The organism is Flavobacteriales bacterium (genome assembly GCA_020635395.1).
Lineage (GTDB): Bacteria > Bacteroidota > Bacteroidia > NS11-12g > UBA9320 > UBA987.
In genome coordinates, this window is record JACJZV010000002.1 from 701,048 (window position 1) to 718,427 (window position 17,380).

Sequence of the window (17,380 nt, forward strand, 5' to 3'; positions counted from 1 at the left end):
CCCGAACACTTTCGCATTCGGGACTTTGCATTTATTCAATTAAAATCTATTGTTCCCAGATTAAGGTAACCGTACCGCTTCGGTTTTTACCTCCATCGTTTTCATCGCGGTTTTCTAATTTGTAGTTTACCACATAGAAGTAAGTACCCGCAGGACATTTAGTTCCTTTATTCATTACCGTTCCATCCCAACCAATGTTAGGATCAGCGGTTTTGTAAACCAACTCGCCCCATCTGTTGTAAATGCTCATTTCAAACTCTTCCCAACCAAGAGCATCTACTACGAAAACGTCATTAAGCCCATCGCCGTCGCCATCTTTACTTGGAGTAAATACGTTGTAAAGTTGTAAATCAATAATAAAGCTGTTGTCCACAATTTTACAAGTTGTGTCCGGACAACCTATCTCGCTAATCGCTACCAAACAAACCTCAAATTTACCAAGTGATTCGCCCCAGTTGTATTCATAATCGCTCATATCATTCATGTCAACAGTGAATATTGTTTTATTCTGACCCTCAACAATCCAAGTGAATGTTTTACCATTTACAGATGTATTCTTGAATACAAATCCGTGTTTATCTGGAGTACGGGTTGTGTCAAAATCAGCTTTCACTGTCTCTACCGTAACAAATCCGCTATCGGTGCCAATACATTTTGGTGTAAAGTCTCCAGGTGGCAAGTCGTAATTTGGTATTAATACAACCTTATACGTTCCTACAGCACTATAAGCATGATTTGCATCTATCTTTGGGTTTGAAACTGTCGTAGTATCACCGTCACCAAAGGAGAACTGTCGATATTGGTATAAAGAACTATCTGATTTGTCAGTAAATGTTACCAACTGATCTATACACACAATTGTATCAGATATATCCAAAACAGCAGGACTCAATGGTTGAACTATAACCTTTATCTTTCTTGGTATTTTGCCATCTTTTGTGCTGGTATCAGGGAAAATTCTATTACACTTCACGTTTGAAGTAGCTGTTTTATCCTCCATATATAGTGACAAATAGAATGTTCCTACGGTGTCGTAGGCATGTGAAAACACATTATTAATATCATTAGTGGAACCTATTTTTCCATCACCCCAATAAAGAATCCATGATGGGTCGAACATTGGGTCGTTGCTAATATTATTAAGAGAAACCCTGTCTCCTTTACATATAATTATTGAATCCTCACCCCATGGGTTGTTTGGATTGCTAAACTCAAATCGCGGTTGTGGCCCGGCAATAAATATTTGCTTTTCGACTGTGTCTGAACAGCCTAAGAGGGTGTGAACCACCAGTTTTACAGTAAACCATCCACTGGATGTATAGTCATGCGAAGGATTTTGTAGAACGCTTCTTTTTGATCCGTCACCAAAATTCCAATCCCACGCAACCACATAGTCGCACGGATCATATACACCATTCGGACAGGTGTCTCTTCCTCTACATGGGTCGAATACGACAGTTGAATCATAGAATGAAATGATACCGTCACATGGGTCGCCCCCAGCTGCCTGATTGGTTTCAAAATTGGCTTTCACCTTGGTAACAAAGGCCGTAACAAAGGCTGTGTCTTTACAACCAATGGAATCTTTCATGGCAATAGCCACCAAATACTCACCAGGCTCATCATAGGTATGGAAGAATTTTAAGCTTCTATCAAATTCTTTTACCGAATCGCCATAGTTCCAGTCAATTTCCTTGATTTCTTTATTTTGTGAATATCGAATACCATCATCCCAAAATTTACGTGGATCGATTGGGTAATAATCAGGGAAGGCATCATCACCATACTGCCAGTACCTAATACTATCATATAGGAAATGCTCCATTCCGGCACAAACCGCTTCAGATGCTAACCTAAATTGGTTTAAGTAACCCACGTTTAACAACTTGGCGTCTGATTTTTCACAACCCACATTGTTGTTAAGGAAAAGATTCGGGGTCATTGGTCCGTTTGACCGCACCCAGAAGGTATCGCGTTTTGTGGGGTCGCAGAAGTTCAGTCTAACTTCCGGATGAACATATTTGAATTTATAAACCCCCGGTATTACAGAGCCTCGTTTGAAAATAGTGTCGGTTCCAACCAAATCATAAGGAGCAACCAATGTATCATATCCTTGCAGCGAAGAGTCCCTAAAGTGGAATATTTCTTCAACGATTTCCTTATTGGTGTGACTCGCATCGGTATAGTGATATTTGTATTGACCATCAGTATAAACATCCTTTGCTATGCCTATTTTGCCAAATACAAAATATTCGCTAAGGCCTGTGGTGTCGATACATCCAAATGTTCCATCGCCCAACATATAAGGTAAATCATCCTTCACATCCTCAATTTCCAAATTCAGGCTTTTTAATAGGTCAACCAAAATTTTATCTGCCGCATAGGTGTTTACTTTTACATCCCACTTTCTGTAGATACGCGTAACTATGGTGTCAATCAACACATCACCAAATAGCTCATCCACATCATGGCGGACAACGTAGTTGTACAACCATTTTTTGGATTTGTCCCATCCTGTTGCATTTGCATCATTTCGTCCGGCTTGTGGACCTTTGTATGGAGCAAAATATACAAATTGCTCGTAGTATCCAGATGTTCGTGTTGGGTATCCCCAGTTCCATCTCAATAAGGCAATGCTGTCTTGAATCGGATTAACCAATCGGAAGTAGGCAGTTTCTCCGGCACAAATAGCACGCGGTTTGTTTTGTGGAATAAGTATATCGAAAGCGGCATCCATAAACATATATCTAAACATATCGCTATACCAAGCCGTGTCAGTACATTCCGGAGCAATGGGTTGCCCAGCAGCATTAAATTTTGGGGGTCCGTTTCCAACTACTAAACCAATGGTAAATGAACCATTTGGCCGTTTACTTGGATCGCTGCCTACCTCACCGGCAGTATAAACCTTTGTAAACTTGTTGCCCCATGTTCCAATAATATCATAAGGAAGCACAAAGGGTATTGGGCTACCTGGAGGAGGAGGAGCTAAAACACTACCTGATTTGTAGTTTAACCAGTTTGTAGGCCCTGTCAAAGAGTCGTAGTTAACTTCAAACCATTGTTGCGAACAACCGGGTTTAGTGTCATCCATGCTAAATTGCAAATAATAATTCAATTTATTTCCATCTGCCGGACAAGGAACTCCAGATTCCCATTTCAATCCTTTTGCGTTTGGAGGCAATAAAGCCAGGTTGTCGGTAGCAGAGTGTTCGCATCTATCTGGATGAACGGTGTCTTTATGCCAAAGTGTTACTGTGTTACATTGTCCATTGGTTTTGAAAAATGCATCTCTATGATATGCTGAGTCTATAATTATCGCTGAACGAGTGACAGTAGTGGCAACGCCATTTATTACAGTATCAACCAGTATGGTGCTGGCAGCAGCTATTACCACTCTTTCTGCATTTATCTTCATCAAACTTCTTGATAAGATTGAATCTCCGGTTTTTACCTCAAACTGCTCATCCTTTTTGATTTTTTCCAATTTTGGACCACTGGCAGTACGAATATTTCCATTCTTAAGGTTTTTAATTTTAATCGTTGTTCCGCCAGGTATCCAGTAGTTTTGGTCTTCCCAAATAACTGTGTTGATAACACTTCCCTTATAAACACTATTCGGTCTCCACACTTTTAATCGGTAATTATCCCTGAATGTATCTTGCGGATAAATCTTTCCTCCGACTATGGTAACCACATCCGTTTTGGCATTTCCAAATGAATCGGTATATGGAATATTAAACGTGGCAGTAGAATCAAACGGAACAAAAAGTACCACTGTTTGAGGGAATTTAACGGTATCTGCGGGATAAACGGAAACTTGGAAACACTTTCTCGAATTTCTACTAAATCTTGTCTGAGTGGCAGGGGTTAGATAAAACTGACCATTGTTTTGGTATTTGTAAATTTCATCCCAAGGTGTGTACCAGTGAACCGGCAACGAATCACGCGTGAAATTACAGTTAAGATTTACGTTTTTATTGGCCTTTGTATCTGTGGTACACTGCGAAGCAAAATTATCTCCCAACGTCCAAAGCCTCAAAACATGATCCTTAAATCGGTAATCGGTATTTGGCGGATCAGGAATTGCTTTTTGATTGCCCGTTCTTGTTGCCTCTTTATAGTTGAATACATAACGTCTTTTTGCACCCAAACCAGCTAACGTTTTACTAAAAGCCGAAGTGTCGTTGCTTGGATTTATAATCATCAACGAATCTTTTGTTGCATCAAAGTAAATTGTATATCCGTTTAGGCTGATTACATCGGTTAAGGCATATTTTTTCTTCAACGTATCCTTGTTCGTACCATTTACCTTATTGGCATAGTAAAAAATACTGTCAATCTGTGTTACTTTATGTTTTTGCACCGAAAACGCTTGAAGATAGAATATAAGCGTACTGTCCTCATCCCAATAATTGGCATCATCGTGATACCAAGATGAATGATTCTTAAAGTGAACACTATCGCGAATTATGCACTGATATTTTTCTTTTTCCAAGATTTGGTCGAATGCAACCCCGATAGCTGAAGATGGCCCATATTTTGTGATGGTATCAAACGCCATGATGTCGCAAGGTCCGGCCACAATATTGATAGAAATCATCCAAGGACCCGCACCATAGCTGTGTTTGGGAGTCCATGACTTATTGTCGAAGTTGTTTGGCCCTGATGGTGGATCACCAAAGTTCCACAAAAATTTACCCCCAGCTACTGGGCCGTCTTTCAAACTGAAATTAACGGTTGGGTTATCCGTACACGATGAATCGAAATCAGCCAAAATAACCGGACGTAGATAAATATTGGTAGCCGCAGCTTTGTAAGTAAATGATTCTGTACAACCAAATCTTGACTCCACGGTCAATTTTGCGTTGAATGTTCCATTTTTATAGTACCATTTTTTCAGAATACCATCATCATTTTTACCGGTCCACCATTGTGTATTTGTAACCGAGTCGCCCACCACTTGGGTGCCGTCACCAAAATCATAAGTAAACTTGGCAATGTCTTTTAAGCCTATTACATCTTGCGAATCTTGCCAGTTAGCATACGTTTTGTTTGTAATGGTGGCTTCCGTAGAATCACATTTTGTTGGAGAGTTACTGCTCATTTCCACGCCAAGGTGCGGGAATACTCTAAATGCATTATTTACGTAATGCTCCGTAATACAGCCGTTAGCATCTTCTATCTCCACTTTCAAATTAAACCACCCACCCTTTTTATCAACGATGCTGTGACAGAGGGTGTCACCATAAATCGAACTAACGAAACTGTATCGTGCACCATCGCTAAAAAGATATATTATATTCTTTATACTACTTCCTGAAGCCGCCGTACTACTGTCTATGAAACAAAACTCATTACCGTTAAAACACTGTTGTTTTGATTTTATCAAAAACGGACGGGCAATCGGACTTTCCCTAATTGTGATGTTAAATGTCTTACTACAAGGACCCGCAGGACCATCCGCCGAAAATGTTACCGTGTAGGTTCCCGCTTTTGGATACGTAAAAAAAGGATCCCTTTCCGTACTGGATGAGTTGGCGGGATCACCAAATTTCCACAAATACGTGTTTCTACCGGGCGAGTTTGCACGAAACTTTACCGCCGAGTTTTCACACTCATTTCCCGGAACCCAGTCAGGGCTACATACCTGAGCCGTGGCTAAATCAACTGAACCCAAGAGCAATAGAATTGGGATAACTAAGTAGCCAAAAAATTTAAACTTTTGTTGTTTCATCTTCATAAACATTGTGTATCGGGTTAATCCACCGAGCTCTTCAAAAATTAAGCTCGCTATATTATCGCTATTTTTTGTTTTTTTCAAATTTTTTCTTGTCATTAGTTTACTGTCAATTTGCCCACCATTTTGTTTGTACCCCCGTCGCAGCCATAAACCAGTGTATATGTGTATTCGCCAATAGGTACAGGTTCTCCCAAGTTAAACATTTTTCCGTTCCAAACCTCATTTTGATTGGTGCTTTCATACACTTTTTGAAATGCCGAATTGTATATTACCAAGTAAAAATATCCTACTTCGGGCAGATTTATTTCAAAATTATCATTCTTCCCATCCATATCGTGGGGAGTAATAATGTTGTATGGAATGGTAACTTCTGCATCACAAAACGGATTAAAAGTGATGGTTTCAACTGCTGTATCAGCACAGCCACTTCCGTTGGTTAAGATATGTGTTAGTTTTACTGTTTCACTCGATTTTCCCTCAATGGTAATTTTCGGAACGTTTTCGGCCACCAACACATTGTTTTTAAACCATTGACTTTTTAGTGCATTGGCTTTAGCTTCAAGGCTCATTTGGCCCTTTGTTTGACGGTGTGTAAAAGCTGCATTTGCCTCATACACAGCTATTCTTTTTTCGACTTTGGCTTCCAAACCATTGTCATTCAGGCCTTTGGCCAAAAAGGTAACATTGCCAGGTTTATCCATCAAAACCGTAATGCTTCCAACGCTACCAATTTCTTTTCCATCTCTGTACCAAACAACGTCTTTAAGGTGGTTAGTTTTTAATTCAACTATTTGATTAATACAGCACTTTGAAGTATTGCAAGTAATAGAAGGTTGTGTAGTTTGGTTGCTCGTTTTAGGGTTTTTCTGATACGATTCTTTGGCTTTTGACAAATCATTTTTGGGTTCCACACCTACCGTAGGGTTTGGCTCTCCGACATTGCCCTTGCTATTGTTCGTATTAATTTGGTTAGTACTATTATCGGCTTTTGTATCTGTTGGTGAAGTTGGTTTTTCAGCTTCCTCCACCAAAACTGTATTAGCATCATTTTTTGTAGGTAAAACATTTTCTGTCTTGGTAGTTTGCCCTGCTTCAATTTGATTTGTTTGAGTTTCTTCTGCTTTGTTACTTAAAATTAAAACGCCCGCCGTGATTGCAGTTAAAACCCCTGTTACCAAAGCCGCAGCCTTCATTACGCCAAGTTTGCCAAGCCAAGAACTCGTGGTGGTCGCGGTGCCAAAAGAAGATGTAGCACTCGAAACTCCTTGCCAAACACTTGGCGGAGGTGTTATGCTACTGCTTTCAAACGCATGTTTGAAAAACTCGTCAAATTGCTCTATGTTGTTGTTATTCTCCAAACTGTTCTTTCACTTTTTTTTGCAAAGCCAATCGGGCTTTAAATAATTGGGTTTTGCTTGTGTTTTCATTAATACCAAGCATTTCTCCTATTTCTTTGTGGCTATATCCGTCTAATACATAAAGGTTAAAAACACTTCTGTATCCATCTGGAAGTGATTTCACCAAACTCATCAAATCATTGTATTTAAGCCTTTCGAAGCTTTTGGCATCCACAGGCATTTCGGGCAATATTTCAAAGTTGTCTTCTTTTATTCTACCGTTTTTTCGGATGGCTTCAATGGCTGTATTGGCCACAATTTTTCTGCACCACCCTTCAAACGAACCGATAAATTTGAATTTACCAAGATTTTTAAAGATACGTATAAATGCTTCCTGCAACACATCTTGTGCGTCATCGGTTTGCTGCATATATCGTAAACTTACTGCGTACATTTTTCCTGATAATCTATCGTACAAATTTTTGAAAGCGGCATGACTGCCCTGCAAACATTTTTCTATCAGCTCCTTTTCCGTATCTTGTTTGCCTATTGCCATGCAAAGCCTTCATTTTTTTCTTTCTCTTTGGTTGCTTAGATGAAAACCAAATTTGAAAGGTTGCCTAAACTTTTAATTTTTTTCGATTTTTTTTAAAGAATATTTCGTTGGAAAATAATTGCCGAAATTTTCGGCGTAAAAACCAATGGCCTCTATGGGTTCTATCATCTCCACTCTGTTTATCCCCTCAATCAATCTTTTAAAGCTTATGGCCACCATATTTTCTTGCTCATTTATGGTGAAACAGCCATAAAAAAGGTGATGATTTATATGCAAAATCTCGTTCACAAAATCTTTCTTTTCTTCTTCGCTATCCGGCAAATAACAAACAGGAGCCACCACCTGAAAAACGGTTGCAGGTTCTTCATCTCTAAAATACTCCCATTGGTTGTGGGTTTGGGGTTGCCACACGTCAATGTAAATTTCCACATCTCCGCGTTGCAAAATCCATTGTCCGGATTGTTCGCATCGGGTTATTTCGGGGTCAACACCAAGTGTTCGTATGGCATCTTCTACTGTGTCAAAAAAGGGTTGTAACTCCATGGGGCAAAATTAATTTTTTGAATCCGAATACTTTTTTATCGTTTACTATTCTAATCCTTTATTAATAATTTAGCTAATTTTGGATACTTTTGGTATAGGTTAAATGATTCGAATGTGCAAACCCATCTGCTTAGTTGTTGCCACGTTGTTGCTTGGTTTATCAGCATCCGCCCAAAATTCGGAAAAAGCCGGTAAGGCATTTACAAAAGCAAAGAAAGCCTATTCGGAGGGCGACTTCAAAGAGTGGGCTAAACAAATTGCTGATGCTATTGAGTTGGAAGGTAATCTTGGCGAAAATGCCGATCGAAATTTCATTGGCGAAGTTTTTTATTACAGTGGTCAAGGTTTAATTTCCGAATCCACGTATGGTTCGGCTTCTCAAATGTTTTATCGGGCTGCCATTAGCTATGCAAAAGCCAAAAACGGTGCTATGGCTTCCAACGCCCGCCAACAAGCATCATATTTTTACGATTCCTGTTTGAAATATCAAAGTAGTTTTTTGCGGGCTACTTCTGAAAAAATGGAATCCGTCATGGTGCATTTTCCTATTGATAAAGTGCTAAAAACAGCTCTCGACACCACTTGGTTCAGTTTTAAACTCGGCACTCGAGACTCTATAAAATTGGGTCAAAAGGCAAGCATTATCACCAGCTATATGGGTGGAAAAAACAGCGAGAATGGAAATACATACTTCGGGCAAGTTGTTATTACCAAAGTAGATTATGGGCGTTCTGAAGGTTATGTGGTTATTGACAAAACGGCCAAAGAAAAAGGAATAACACTGCAACCTAAAGACCATATTTTTATTCAAACTTTTGTTCGAGAGAAAATTTACAAAGGGTTACTTTTTGATATGGCCAAACTCAATATCGTTTTTACCGACGATTACAAAATTGGGATGTATAATATTGGCACCATTGGAGAGATTATTTCGGAAGCCTCAGAAAATGCCATTTTAGACATGATGGTTGATGTAGTTCAAACTACAGCCAAAAGCATCAAAGAAGACCCCGAAATGTATTCTAAAATTAATTCAACCATTGCCGACGGAGCGTTTAAAAATATCGGAACCATTGATGCAATGTTGCTTTGCACAAGAGATGACATCTCTGCCTTCTTGCGATTTGTGAAAGCTTTTCCGGCAAAATATATGGGGGGCAATTATAGAATCGACGAAACGTATGCCACATGGCTTATAAACAGCACGCCCACTGGAGATAATGAAGCCAGATACTTGCTGGATGAATATAAGAGCATTTCTACCACTGACGAGTTGAAAAATTGGCTTGAAACAAGAAGTAGATATTTGGATGTGGCCGGTTTTGATTATGACAAAATAAACCAACTTATCTACGATTATGTTAATCAAAACCAATTCCCGCAAGCCGACAGTTTAACAGGTATTTGGAAAAATGTCGTTACCCAAAATGAAAATACCTCACAAGTCTATAACTACGAAATGATAGAAGCCTGGATTGCATCAAGTGCTAAAAATTATGATAAATCGATATCAGACTATGAAAAAATCATCAAAAAATACGACAACTACTGGTATGCCCATTTGCAGTTGGGTCATGTTTATCTCGAAAAAGAAGCCTTTGGCGAAGCTCTAAAACATTATCAGGTGGCCATAGATAGTGCCCCAGAATATGCCGATGGGCATGGAAGTTATGGTTGGACAATGCTAAAAATGGGTCGATTTGCAAAGGCAGAAGAATATTTGCAAACCGCCTATTTGCTAGACAGCTCAAACCCAACATATATTATGAATTATGCTCATTGCATGCTGCTAACCAACCGACATGCAAAAGCCCGAAAGCTATATGACTACCTCATGGAACATATAGAATCAAAGGCCGTTTTTGAGAAAGGCTTAATTGCTGACTTGGATTTTTTTATCGAAAATGGTTGGGAAACGGAGTTGCTTAGCTCTGAGAAAAAATACCTTCTGAACTTGTGGAATAATCACTTTAAAAACCTAATCGAGGCCAAAGAACTCTATGAAACAGGCAAAAAACTGAGTGACAACGAAAAATATCAGGATGCGGCCGTCAAGTTTGACCAAGCATCTGTTTTGGCCGAAGATATTAAAGATTTCAGCAAATTTAAACTGCGGTCGTATTATCGATATGCCGGATACAACTACTATAAATTGGGCAACCACCAGGAAGGGTTGTCGCGATACACAAAAGCTTGGGACATAAGTCGTAAATATTTGGACGATGTAGAAAGCGAAATTAGTGACATTGAATCCATTAAAAATGAATATGACTGGCTCGATAATGAGGTGATGCAGGATATGTTTCAAAAAATGCAAAATGCCGCTCAACGAAAATTGAATAGTCAAAATCAAAACAGCACTGTTTTTATTGTTTCGGTGGGAGTGAATGATGCTTTGGGCAGCTATACTACTGCCGATGATGATGCTTTGGCAATAGCCGAATTATTAAAAACAAAGTCGAAACTCATTTTTGACACCTCAGTTGTGGTATCGCTTGTCAATGAAAAAGCAACTTTACAGGAGTTGAAAAAATCTTTTGATTTAGTTATTGCCAACTCACGACCCGGCGACTGTTTTATCCTTTACTTTAGCGGATATTGTCCTCAAAATTTTAATGGCATTATTCTGCACTCCGACACCATAAAAAATCGTGAACTATTGGCTTGGATTTCGAGCATGCAGGCAGATAAAAAACTCATTCTGATAGATGCTGCAAATGCACAAATTGTACCTGATTTTATTGCGAAACAACGAGATTTGGGCGATGTATTCAATGCCGAAAACATTACCTTTTTGGTTTCTGACGGGCGTGTAGAAATGCCGGCCACTCAAGGTGGTTTGTTCACGTCTTACCTTATTCAAGGGCTTAGCGGTGGTGCCACCACTCAATGGAACAACGGATTTGACTACGTTAAAATAAGTGCATCAAACCAAAAGGAAATTTCATTTATCACCTCCAAAAGTTTGGAAGGCTATATGTATGGAAATTTAAGTGCCGGAAATTTGAAATTTGACCTCAAAAGCTATAGCTCAGGGGTTGATTTTCCGTTAACTTTTACCAGCTCTTTGGGATATTCTATTGACACGATACCCCCAATGATTTTTGTGCCGAATGCCGTGGGGGGAGAAGGAAAACGAGGTGGAAAAACAAAACTTGTTACAGTTAAAAATCAACTAACCGGCCAAGCATTGGATGAGAGCGGAATAGACAAAATAAGAATAAACGGCTTAGATATTGAATTTAATCAAAATGGCAAATTCGTTTATAATCTCCACTCTGTTGGAGATTGGGCTAAGGTGGTGGTTTCGGCCATCGACAAAAAAGGAAATGTGGCCACCGACTCCTTTTTGGTTAATATTACTCATATAGAGAATGAAGAACCAAAACTTGAAGAAGAAACACAAACCAACTATGCACTAATGTTTGCTACCAGCAATTTTGATGAATGGAATAGCTTGGACAATCCGCAAAAAGATGTGGAAGCCATTGCAAATTTACTGAGAAGCAATTACGACTTTTCTGTTGAAATAGTGCTGGATGCCACCAAAGATGAAATGAAGAAAAAGCTGTTGGAATACTTCCGAAAAAACTATACCTCAAAAGATCAATTGTTCGTTTATTTTGCCGGACATGGCCATTTCGACCCTTCGCTTGGCGGACATATTGTATGTGCCGATTCTAAAAAGGATGACCCAACCATGGATTCATACATTCCATACGACTTTATTGTAAAAAACCTTGATAGAACGTTGGCCTGCAAACACATTTTTGTTGCCTTAGATGTATGCTATGGAGGCGAGGCTTTCGATAAAAATACCTCTACCACAAATTATAATCGCTTGGGCACTTCTTTACAACAAATTAGAGACAGCCAGCAAAGCTTTGTGAATGACAAACTGAAATATACTTCACGTGTTTTTGCCACTTCTGGCGGAATAGAATATGTGCCAGATGAAAGTGTTTTTGCAAAAAAAATAATTGAAACCCTTCAATCGAAAGGAGATTTTAAAAACGGATTATTAACCTTTGACGATTTTACCGACAATCTGCAAACCATATCTTCCATACCAAATGCAGAAATTCCTACTCACCCTCGTTTCGGTTCTTTTGGCAGTCACGACCCCAAAGGTGACTTTATTTTGAAGTATGTTGAACGCAATGGTGTTACCAAATCGGGAAAAAATAGTCCCAAAATGGAACTAAATTAGGTTTTTTCAATTTTTTTTATTTTACTTTGTGTTCGGAAATATTCGTTGCGAACTTTTCCACTACTACTACTTAGTTATTACTTTTAATGTTTACTGTTATGTTCAAAAAATTGGTAAAATCGTTCTTATTGGTTTTTGGGGTATTATGTTTTACTTCTAATCAAGTTTTTTCTGCCAAGTTAGAGTTTCAAATCGAAATTTCTCAGGTAATTTATGATGGTGATACATTGCATTTTAACAAAAAAGTAAAGTTGCAAGGTGAAATGAAAAACCATACACAACGACTGGCAATTGCAACCTTAGATGATGGCACGGTGTTGCATTTAGAAATGTGGGTTACCCTTGAAAAAGATGGCAAAAATGACTTCGTTATTTTTCAGCATAAATATTATACAAGCTCTGATGATTTGTGGACCGTGAAAGCCGTTGGGCCTCAGTTAAAGTTTAGAGGAAATCAGTATGATAACGGACATTACACCTTTCGTGACCCTCAATCTTCAGAGAGTCTTGAGGTTTTTTATAAAGTTCACGTAAAGCCTATCTGATTTTTTAAGCAAATTACACTGCAAAAACTTCATGAAGCACTTTGTGCGATTTTATGGCTTTGCCATGCAAGCCGTGATATTGATAATAGAGCAATAGTTGATCTAACAAAGTGGTTCTGGTTTGTTTAGAGAGGTGGGTTTGCGACCATTCATGCAAACTTATTTCCATCATTTTTCGCCACATTAGTGTGCTTTTGGCATCAATGCATTCTGTGTTTTGATAACCACTATCAACAAATAAGCCCTCCTTTAAATTCAATAGTTGGCCTTCTTTGTATATTCCCTTTGGGTAAAAACCCAAATACCGACACAGGTGCATTAAAAAATAGAGAGGATAGTTTGCCAATTTTTCCGATTCAAGATCAAGAACAATGATAAAGTTTTGTAAGAATAAAAACAGTTCCTCATTAGGCTCTTCTTCTGTAAGGCTGGCATTCAAAATTTCTGAAATAAACAATGCAATGCCATTTTTAAGCACATTAAAGTGTAGAGAATTTAACGGTGGATGACAACGCAACTCTTTGATATGTTGAATATTAGCATTTTCTTTTCGGTAAATTACCATTTCAACCAAGTTTAGCGGAAATATGTGTGAAGGTTTTATTGCCCCCTTTTGATTTCTAACTCCGTTTAAAACAAAACTTTGAATCCCAAATTGGCTGGTAAATATTTTGGTAATAACACCATTGTCTTTAAAGTTGGTGTTCTTAATGATTATTCCATTTGTTTTAACCAGCATTAATTAATAAGCAAGAGCTTGGTTACATGCGGGTCTTTGTCTTCGTTGTTGGCAGTCATAAAAAGATAAATTCCTGTTTGCACTCTCTGCCCCGAAAAATTATTTCCATCCCAAATGGCAGTGCCACCATTGGCAACCATTTCATAAACGAGTTTTCCTGAAATATCTGTGATTTTTACAGTAGCATTTTCGGGCAAACCAGATATGGTGATAGGGCCTTTGTAGGTTTCACGCACAGGATTTGGGAAGATAATTACCTTTCCATGCACGTTTGTGCCACCTGTGGCATCACCTCTAAAGCTCACAATGCCTTTATCAGTACCAAAAAATACTTCTCCGGTTTTATCTATAATTCCAATGCAATGCACCTGATTGCTTAAAAGTGGACTATTTTGCTCTGTGAAATGGTTAACAACTGCTGAGCCATCGGCGGCTATTAGCCAAACGCCGGTGTTGGTGGCTACCCATTTTCTGTTTGCCCCATCCACTTTTATATCGTTTACCACTTCGGTGCCAAGCAAATAGCCAACATCTTTGCCATCATCAATAATAAATCTTCTGGCCTGCACTCTATCAGGGTTTTGAAATACATCATCGCCAGAAACATAAAACACGGCCAAACCCTCATCGGTTCCTATCCAAATTTCACCGTCTTTGTCTTTTACAATAGCGTTCACTTTATTTGAAGGCAAACTTCCCTGACCTTCAATATTTCGCAATGATAATGTTCTAAAATCATTGGGTTGGTTGGTTTCTCCCTCTTCAAACACCACCATTCCGGCAGACAAATCTCCGGTAACTATCCATTTTCTACCAAAATCATCAATAATTATTTTGCCCGATGAGTTTGATGGAATTTTATACTTAATCCAAATTCCTTTGTTGGATCTCATCAAAAGTGAACTATCTGTTTGATAGTTCGTAATCCAGAGGTTGTCGGCTTCATCCATTGCAAGGCCATCTACAATGTTATATTCTCCCTTGTTTGCTCTAATGGGGCTATTCTGTTCGGTGTAAATATTTTTTAAAGAATCGTTATACAAATGCACCAATCCAAAACCATGGCACCCCATAAAAACCTCATTTCCGGCTTTATTGGATGCTATGGTTACATAATCATACGAACCCAAAAGGGCAGGAATATTTGGTCTGCTTTTCCATAGTCCGTTTTCAAATCTATACCAACCTGCTTTGTTGAAAACTGGGCTTCCTTGGGCAGATATTCCGCCTCCTGCCACCCAAAGTTCATCGCCAATGGTTGTCATAGAAAATGAGCTTGCCCGCTGTGGACCATTGGGTTGGGTGTAGCTATAGTTTCCATTTATATCTCGCCGAACTAATCCTGAAAAATCATTTCCAAACCAAAGACTGTTTTCGTGGTCAAGAATGGCAAAGTTGAACGTTACTTCTTTTACAACTCTTTCGGTTCCATTGGGTTGAACAATGGTTATTCCACCCACAAAACTGTCTGGAATTTGAGCAATAACCAATTGGTTGTGGCATACTTCAATGCTTTGGGTAATGGGTCGGTAGGTGGGTATAGTGTCTCCTTTAAACATCCATCTCGAACCATCATAAACTCTCACGAATTTGCCAACATCGCAGTAAATTTTTCCTCCAAATTTTCTCATTAAATGAGCCTTCCCGTTGTTAATCATTTCTATCGGCCCTTCCCAACTGTTAAAATCGCTTAAATTACTCCCGTTTGCCGCAGCTTTGATAATGCCATATTCTGTGCCTGCAAAAATGGAATCGTTGAAAAAAGCAACAGAAAAAATACTGGTTGGAATACCGTTTAATCCAATATTGAGATACGTATCTTTTATGGCTTTTTTCTCTAAATCAATAACAACAATGCCAAATGAACAGCTTAAATAGGCCAAATTTCCTTCAAAATGAATGTCATTAATTTCTTTGGTGCCAATAATCGATTTGCGGAGAATGTCGGATATGTTATAGATAGAACTACCCTGCAAAATATCAATGTTGGTATTTTTATATGCCACCAACAAGATGTTTAGACCTTCGTGATATTTCAATAATTGCACCTCAACATCCGAAAAACCGTTAGTTTTTCCATACAGTTGCATTTCACCCGATTTTTTGTGAAAACTGTAAAAACCACGTTCTGCACCCACATACAAATACGATGGACTTTCGGCAATGCTGTTTACTGCATTGTATGGCAAATGAATTCTCCAATGACCCACAGGCACTTCCTCTTTTTGGGCAAACACCGCAGTAGAGAAAAGTAAAAACCAACAAAACCAGACTTTTTTCGACATCATTTTCTTCATTACAAACATAGGGATAAATGGGTTACGACATTTTAATCATGTTCAAAAACGCATTTCATATAAAATTGTTGTATGTTTAAATCCCTTTAAAAGTCATAAAAACTACCTTTGTGCTATGGCAAATAAAATTGAAAATAAAGAGCCTGTAAAGATTGTGCAGAACAAACGGGTAAAGCCCGATTGGTTGAAGGTAAACATTGCCGGAGGCGGCAAATATGCAGAAATGAAAGACCTGGTAACCAAGCATAAACTGCACACTATTTGTGAAAGCGGAAAATGCCCAAATATTGGCGAATGTTGGGGAGTTGGCACAGCCACATTTATGATTGGGGGCAACACCTGCACCCGCTCCTGCCAGTTTTGCAATGTGGCCACTGGAAAAGGCGATGTGCTTGACGCTACCGAACCTTTCAAAGTGGCTCAAAGCATTAGCATTATGGGCATTAAACATGCTGTAATAACTAGTGTTGACAGAGATGACCTTGCCGATGGCGGCTCCACACATTGGGCAAAAACAGTATTGGAAATACGCAAATGGAATCCGGAAACTACTTTAGAAACGCTTATTCCGGATTTTCAAGGAAACACTGAGCAATTAGACAGAATTATTGAGGTTCATCCCGAAATTGTCTCTCACAATATTGAGACTGTTAGACGGCTCACAAAAGAAGTGCGTATTCAAGCAAAATACGACCGCAGTATGGACGTGCTGAAATACTTGCGTGAAAAAGGAATGAAAACCAAAAGCGGTATCATGCTTGGCATGGGCGAAACCGATGAGGAAATACGAGAAACATTGGCCGATTTACGCAGTGTTGGGGTTGATATAATTACCATGGGGCAATATTTGCAACCCACGGCACGTCATTTAAAGGTGGATAGATACGTTACCCCCGAAGATTTTGCAAAATACAAGGATTGGGCAGACGCGATGGGCTTTGAATTTGTCGAAAGTGGCCCTTTGGTTCGATCGAGCTATCACGCAGAAAAACATTTGAAGTGAGATTTGAGTATTTACATGCACAATTTTAAAGAACTGAAAGTTTGGCAAAAAAGTAGGATTCTTGTTAAGGATGTTTATTTGATTTCGAAAAGTTTTCCTAAAGATGAACAGTTTGGAATTACGAGTCAAATTCGTCGTGCAGTTATTTCAGTCTCTAACAATATTGCAGAAGGCAGCGGGAGAAACACCAAAGGTAAATTTAAACAGTTTTTAGTCATGGCCTATGGTTCGGCTTTAGAACTGGGAAACCTGCTTATTCTATGTCTTGATTTGGAGATGATTCAGGAGTTAAAATTTAACAACCTTCACAATCTAAATAACCGAAATAGAAAAGATGATATTTGCTTTAACGAAAACGCTTTGTAATGGATAAAATCTTAATACTAAATACTCAAATCTCAATACTC

At 38.8% G+C, this 17,380-nt stretch carries 9 protein-coding genes and 1 pseudogene; 4 read left to right on the plus strand and 6 right to left on the minus strand.

Features of this window, described 5'->3' with window-relative positions; translation table 11 throughout:
- Window positions 1-46 precede the first annotated feature (46 nt).
- The 4 genes from H6607_09205 to H6607_09220 all read right to left on the minus strand — a co-directional run bounded on the left by H6607_09205 (window position 47) and on the right by H6607_09220 (window position 8,179).
- Window positions 47-5,737, minus strand: coding sequence for a PKD domain-containing protein (locus H6607_09205; GenBank protein ID MCB9262538.1), 5,691 nt, complete (start codon window positions 5,735-5,737; stop codon window positions 47-49).
- 101 nt (window positions 5,738-5,838) lie between these two features.
- Window positions 5,839-7,101 (minus strand): gliding motility-associated C-terminal domain-containing protein, encoded by a 1,263-nt coding sequence (locus H6607_09210; protein ID MCB9262539.1) that lies wholly within the window; start codon window positions 7,099-7,101, stop codon window positions 5,839-5,841.
- Window positions 7,091-7,636: an RNA polymerase sigma factor gene (locus H6607_09215; GenBank protein ID MCB9262540.1), complete on the minus strand. Its 546-nt coding sequence runs from the start codon at window positions 7,634-7,636 to the stop codon at window positions 7,091-7,093. The genes H6607_09210 and H6607_09215 overlap by 11 nt, the downstream gene beginning before the upstream one ends.
- Before the next feature lie 72 nt (window positions 7,637-7,708).
- Window positions 7,709-8,179 (minus strand): YbjN domain-containing protein, encoded by a 471-nt coding sequence (locus H6607_09220; protein ID MCB9262541.1) that lies wholly within the window; start codon window positions 8,177-8,179, stop codon window positions 7,709-7,711.
- Between the two features lie 103 nt (window positions 8,180-8,282).
- Here H6607_09220 and H6607_09225 point away from each other — a divergent pair, with 103 nt between their 5' ends.
- Both H6607_09225 and H6607_09230 read left to right on the plus strand, forming a co-directional pair.
- Window positions 8,283-12,389 carry a caspase family protein gene (locus H6607_09225; GenBank protein ID MCB9262542.1) on the plus strand — a complete coding sequence of 1,369 codons (4,107 nt, stop codon included), beginning with the start codon at window positions 8,283-8,285 and terminating at the stop codon, window positions 12,387-12,389.
- Window positions 12,390-12,487: 98 nt separating this feature from the next.
- On the plus strand, window positions 12,488-12,934 hold the full coding sequence (locus H6607_09230) for a hypothetical protein (protein MCB9262543.1): 447 nt from the start codon (window positions 12,488-12,490) through the stop codon (window positions 12,932-12,934).
- A 13-nt stretch (window positions 12,935-12,947) separates the two neighbouring features.
- On the opposite strand, the gene recO is transcribed toward H6607_09230, so the two are convergent.
- Together recO and H6607_09240 are read right to left on the minus strand one after the other, a co-directional pair.
- Window positions 12,948-13,673 (minus strand): DNA repair protein RecO, encoded by a 726-nt coding sequence (gene recO, locus H6607_09235; protein ID MCB9262544.1) that lies wholly within the window; start codon window positions 13,671-13,673, stop codon window positions 12,948-12,950.
- A complete protein-coding gene (locus H6607_09240) occupies window positions 13,673-15,958 on the minus strand; it encodes a hypothetical protein (GenBank protein MCB9262545.1) in 2,286 nt (761 codons plus the stop codon). The genes recO and H6607_09240 overlap by 1 nt, the downstream gene beginning before the upstream one ends.
- Window positions 15,959-16,085: 127 nt before the next feature.
- Between H6607_09240 and lipA the strand changes: the two genes are divergently transcribed.
- Both lipA and H6607_09250 read left to right on the plus strand, forming a co-directional pair.
- Complete coding sequence (gene lipA, locus H6607_09245) at window positions 16,086-16,973, plus strand: lipoyl synthase (protein ID MCB9262546.1); 888 nt, start codon at window positions 16,086-16,088, stop codon at window positions 16,971-16,973.
- A gap of 15 nt (window positions 16,974-16,988) precedes the next feature.
- Window positions 16,989-17,346, plus strand: a pseudogene (locus H6607_09250) (four helix bundle protein).
- The last annotated feature ends 34 nt before the right edge of the window (window positions 17,347-17,380 follow it).